The organism is Deinococcus rhizophilus (genome assembly GCF_030271215.1).
In the GTDB taxonomy this organism is placed as follows: domain Bacteria; phylum Deinococcota; class Deinococci; order Deinococcales; family Deinococcaceae; genus Deinococcus; species Deinococcus rhizophilus.
Genome location: NZ_JASNGB010000223.1, coordinates 1 through 4,146, shown reverse-complemented (window position 1 = coordinate 4,146; position 4,146 = coordinate 1). Strand labels below are relative to the sequence as shown.

Here is a 4,146-nt window from a genome sequence, read left to right as displayed (position 1 = left end):
CCCCGCCCTGCCCCAGCCCCACGCCCTGCCCCGGCCCCACGGGCGGCGGCTCCGGCCACCGCACCCCCAGTGGCCCCCCGCTGGTTCAATGACCGCCTGGAGACGACTGCGCGGCTCCACCTCCTGCTGATCGGGACTGACCAGGAGGAACTGGGCAGTGGCCGGGGCGACGTGCTGCTGGTGCTGACCCTCGATCCGGTGTCCCGGCAACTGACGCTCTTGAGCGTGCCGCGCGACACGCGGGTCAATCTGCCGGGCCACGGCATGGTCAAGATCAACGCGGCCTACGCCCACGGGGGGGCCCGGCTGCAGACCGAGGCGATCGAGCGCTTCCTGGGCCTGCCGATGGACAAGTACGTGGAGATCAGTCTGGGAGGGTTTCGCCGCGCCATCGACGAGGTCGGCGGGGTGACGGTCAATCCGCCCTTTGCCTTTACGCTGGGCAGCCAGAGTTTTTCACCCGGTGCGGTGCGCCTGAACGGCGAGCAGGCCCTTGCCTACGCCCGTATGCGCAAGCAGGACCCGCGCGGCGACCTCGGGCGCAATGCCCGGCAGCAGGAGGTCGTCCGCAACCTGATGGCGGAACTCGGAGAGCGCTCGACGGGTGAACTGCAGACGCTGCTCGAACGTCTCCAGGGCCACCTGCGCACCAACTTCTCGCCCAGCGAGGTCGTGCGGCTGCGGACCCGGCACAGCTACCTCACCGAGCGGCAGCGGGTGGAGGCGGTGCGCGGGGTCAACCGCAAGATCGGGGGCGTGTGGTACTACGTGGTGCCCGACGCCGAACGCCGCCGCCTGCACCTGCAACTGCGCTGATACGGACTCCTTCCCAAGTGTTGGCGCAGTGATTCACTCCGGGCAGAGCGAGCAGAGGAACAACGGGGTCCGGGCGTGGAGCTGGCGGGGCTGGTGCTGTCCCGGTGTGTGGGCGAGACGGACAGAATCCGTATGGCTCAGCGCCCGCTCAGCCGGTAGGCCACGACCTGCAGCGGGGCGAGCTGACCGCTGACCTGCCCACCGCGCCGGGTCAGCGACGATCCCTTGCCCGCCATGACCTGCCAGCCCCCAGGGACTCTGGAGAGCGGGACACGGACGGTCTGCGTCTTGGTCCGGCTGTTGTTCAGTGCGAGCAGGAAGTCCCCGCCGCGTCCCCGCAGCACCACGACCACCGGGCGCCCCGCCCGTCCGTCGCTGAGTTCCTGCCGCTCGCCGTTCAGCAGGGCGGGGGAGAGCTGGGCGATCTCGCCCGCGAGGGTCCCGGCGGCCTGCCACAACCGGGGCTCGCGGCCCAGGTCCACCTCGCGCGAGCGGTAGGCGTAGTACACGATCCCCTTGACCCCCGCCATCAGGGCCTGATAGGTCATGTTGCGCAACTCGGCCTCGCTGGGCAGGGGCTTGCCCTCCCACGCGAACGTCTGGAGGTTGGCAACCGGCACGCTGCGCCGCGCCAGGGCACTCTCGACGGCCGAGCGCATCACCGGGTAGGTCACCGAGATGTCGTCGCTACCGACCGGATAGCTCTGGTTGCCCACCATGTCCGACACGCCGAAATAGGCCGTCTCGGGCCGTCCAAAGCCCACCGACAGGCTGATGTAGGTCAGCTTGTCCGGCGACAGGGCCTTGAGCTGGGCGTGGCGCCGCCGCACCTCCTCGGGCTTGACCAGAACGTTGCTGTCGTCCGCGAGCTTGAAGCCCAGCACCGCCGGATGATGCCCCACCCGCTTCACGGTCGCCTCGCCCAGGCCGTAGCTCATCACGTACACCCCGCTGCGCTGCGCGGCGTTCAGGGTCTGCTCGAAGTCGCTCACGTCGCGGTCGTTGATGGGCTCGGTTACCATCAGGTTGAAGCCCGCCTCGCTCAGCCGCCGCAGGTCCTCCTGCCGCCCACCAGGGGTGCCGCCCCCGGCCCACGACACGTGGTAGAAGCCCAGCGGAAAGAAGGGCCGCCCCTCGACCGTCACCGTGCCGTCGGCCCGGTGGCCGATCTCGGTAGACGGCCGGGCCATCAGCGTGGGGTCGGGAGCCAGCCGCACCGGAGCGGCCGGAGTCCGTTGACCGGGCTGCCCGGCGAACTGCGCCACCAGTGCACAGCCAGTGACCGTGCCCAACAGCAGCCCGCAGGCGAGAAGACGTTTCCACATGGCTGTCACCTTAAGACGCCTTCATGAGTCGGGGTGAGATGCTGGGGGTCCGGTGGACCGCTGCTGCCGATCTCACGGAGCCTCTCAACGCGCTCCCAGCACGGATGCAGAGGGTAAGGACAGGAGGAGGCTGTGCGTCTGGAGCAGACCCCGTGAGCCACTGCGGCCAGCCGCTCTCTCTGCCTGGAATCCACGGGCGCCTGGCGTGCCCGCAGCAGAGCCCGCCGCCGTTACAGGTCCCGCACCGCAGACGGGTCGATCACGCCGCGTCCCAGCAGGCGCAGGGCGGCGAGATTGCCCCGCAGCCGCTGGCGGCGGTCAGTGGCCGCGTGGGTGATTCGGAACCGGCGGTCCACACCCAGCAGACTCAGCACATTGAGTCCCAGCGAGAGCCCGACCAGACGCAGACATTCGGCCCCCGGAATGGCCCGCTTGGTCGCCCAGAGATACACCGGATTCATGATCTGGGCGAAGCCCAGCCGCGTTTCCCCCATGCGGCCGGAAGGGGTGCTGAGGTGAATCAGGCGGGCGCCGCTGTAGTCGACCGTCCGGCCCCACCGCGCCAGCCGTGACCCGAAGTCGAGGTCTTCAAGGTAGGCGTAGAGGACGAGGCGCTCGTCGAAGCGGGTCGCCAGGGCCGGGGCCGTGCGGGCCACCATGTTGCAGCCGTACAGACCCAGCCGGGGCCGCACCGGGGGCGGCGGCAAGGGGGGCCCGCGCAGGATCGTCCGTGCCCGCTCACGCGCCAGCAGCCCGTCCTCGGCGCGGTCGAGCACCGGCACGGCGCTGAAGCCTGCCACGTCCGGGTGCGTGACCAGAAAGCCCTCGGCCCGCCGCAGATAGTCCTCCGCGAGTTCGACATCGTCATCAAGAAAGATGACCACCTCCGATTCCGCCGAGAGGTGGTCGAGGGCGTGGTTGCGTTGCCGGGGAATGCCGGGGGCCGAGAGGAGCGTCCGCAGGTCTGGCCGCTCCCGCACGCCTTCCGGCAGGTCCGAGTCCTCTGTGACGACCACGAGCAGTTCGTCCGGAGCGCGGGTCTGCCCCTCCAGCGACGCCAGCGTTCCGGCCAGGATGGCCGGTCGACCCTTGCTGACGATGACAACTGAGATAAACATTGCACTCCTCATCTGGGGGGACCCAACAGCGCGGTCAGTCTATCCCACGGCTCTCCCCCTGCTGACGCTTTTTCCTTTCCATTTCCCCGTCAGTTACCCCCTGAGGGTATGGAGGGCACCCGTTCGCCGCTCTGCTGCCTTCCCAGCAGCTGGAGACGGGCTTTGTAGACATGGGCTCTGGTGGGCGCCTTCCTTTCCGTCGCCTGTGCGGAACGGGGCCGCAGTTGGCCGGGTCTCGCGCTCACGCAACCGGCCCACGGGTCTCTTCCAGTTGGATGTGCTGCGGGCTGGCCTTCGCTACCCTGGGGGGGTATATTGGGTTTCGCAGATCGGCCCTGGCCCCCTCCATTCCTTCTTTCTGCCAAGGAGTCTCATGACCCCCACCCCCGCTCCCCTGAGCGCCACCGACGAGAAGGTTCTCAACCGCCTGCGCCGCATCGAGGGCCAGGTGCGCGGCCTGCAGCGCATGATCGAGGAAGGCCGCGATTGCCACGAGGTCCTGACCCTGCTGTCGGGCATCCGCAGTGCGCTGGACGCCACGGGCGACACGATTCTGGAGCAGTACGCCTCGGGCTGCCGTGCCCATCCGGGCGAGACCGTCACCCCGCAGGACGTGGTGCGGGCGGTCAAGCTGCTGCGGGGCTGAACGCCTGCTCCTGCGCACCGTACAGTGACCCCATGACCACCACCCTGACCCGCGTGCCCCTGCTGATCGGGGGCGAGGCCGTCATGACCGCGCAGACCGACCGGGTGACGCATCCCTACACCGGAGAGGCGCTCTACGACGTGGCCCGCGCCGGGGACGCCGAACTGCGCCGGGCGCTGGGGCTTGCGGCGGAGGCTTTCGGCAGCTACCGACGCTGGCCCGCGCACCGCCGCGCCGACGG

General features: G+C 69.6%; 4 protein-coding genes and 1 pseudogene. 3 read left to right on the top strand and 2 right to left on the bottom strand.

Annotated features, from left to right (window positions below; translation table 11 throughout):
- Positions 1-816 (top strand): LCP family protein (locus QOL99_RS15490; protein ID WP_285525141.1); only part of this gene is annotated, 816 nt, incomplete at its 5' end.
- Positions 817-953: 137 nt separating this feature from the next.
- Here the strand turns inward: QOL99_RS15490 and QOL99_RS15485 are convergent.
- Both QOL99_RS15485 and QOL99_RS15480 read right to left on the bottom strand, forming a co-directional pair.
- Complete coding sequence (locus QOL99_RS15485) at positions 954-2,141, bottom strand: hypothetical protein (RefSeq protein ID WP_285525139.1); 1,188 nt, start codon at positions 2,139-2,141, stop codon at positions 954-956.
- 230 nt (positions 2,142-2,371) lie between these two features.
- A complete protein-coding gene (locus QOL99_RS15480; RefSeq protein WP_285525138.1) occupies positions 2,372-3,259 on the bottom strand; it encodes a glycosyltransferase family 2 protein in 888 nt (295 codons plus the stop codon).
- 373 nt (positions 3,260-3,632) lie between these two features.
- Here QOL99_RS15480 and QOL99_RS15475 point away from each other — a divergent pair, with 373 nt between their 5' ends.
- On the top strand, positions 3,633-3,905 hold the full coding sequence (locus QOL99_RS15475) for a metal-sensitive transcriptional regulator (RefSeq protein ID WP_285525137.1): 273 nt from the start codon (positions 3,633-3,635) through the stop codon (positions 3,903-3,905).
- A gap of 32 nt (positions 3,906-3,937) precedes the next feature.
- Positions 3,938-4,146, top strand: a pseudogene (locus QOL99_RS15470) (aldehyde dehydrogenase family protein); the annotation flags it as partial.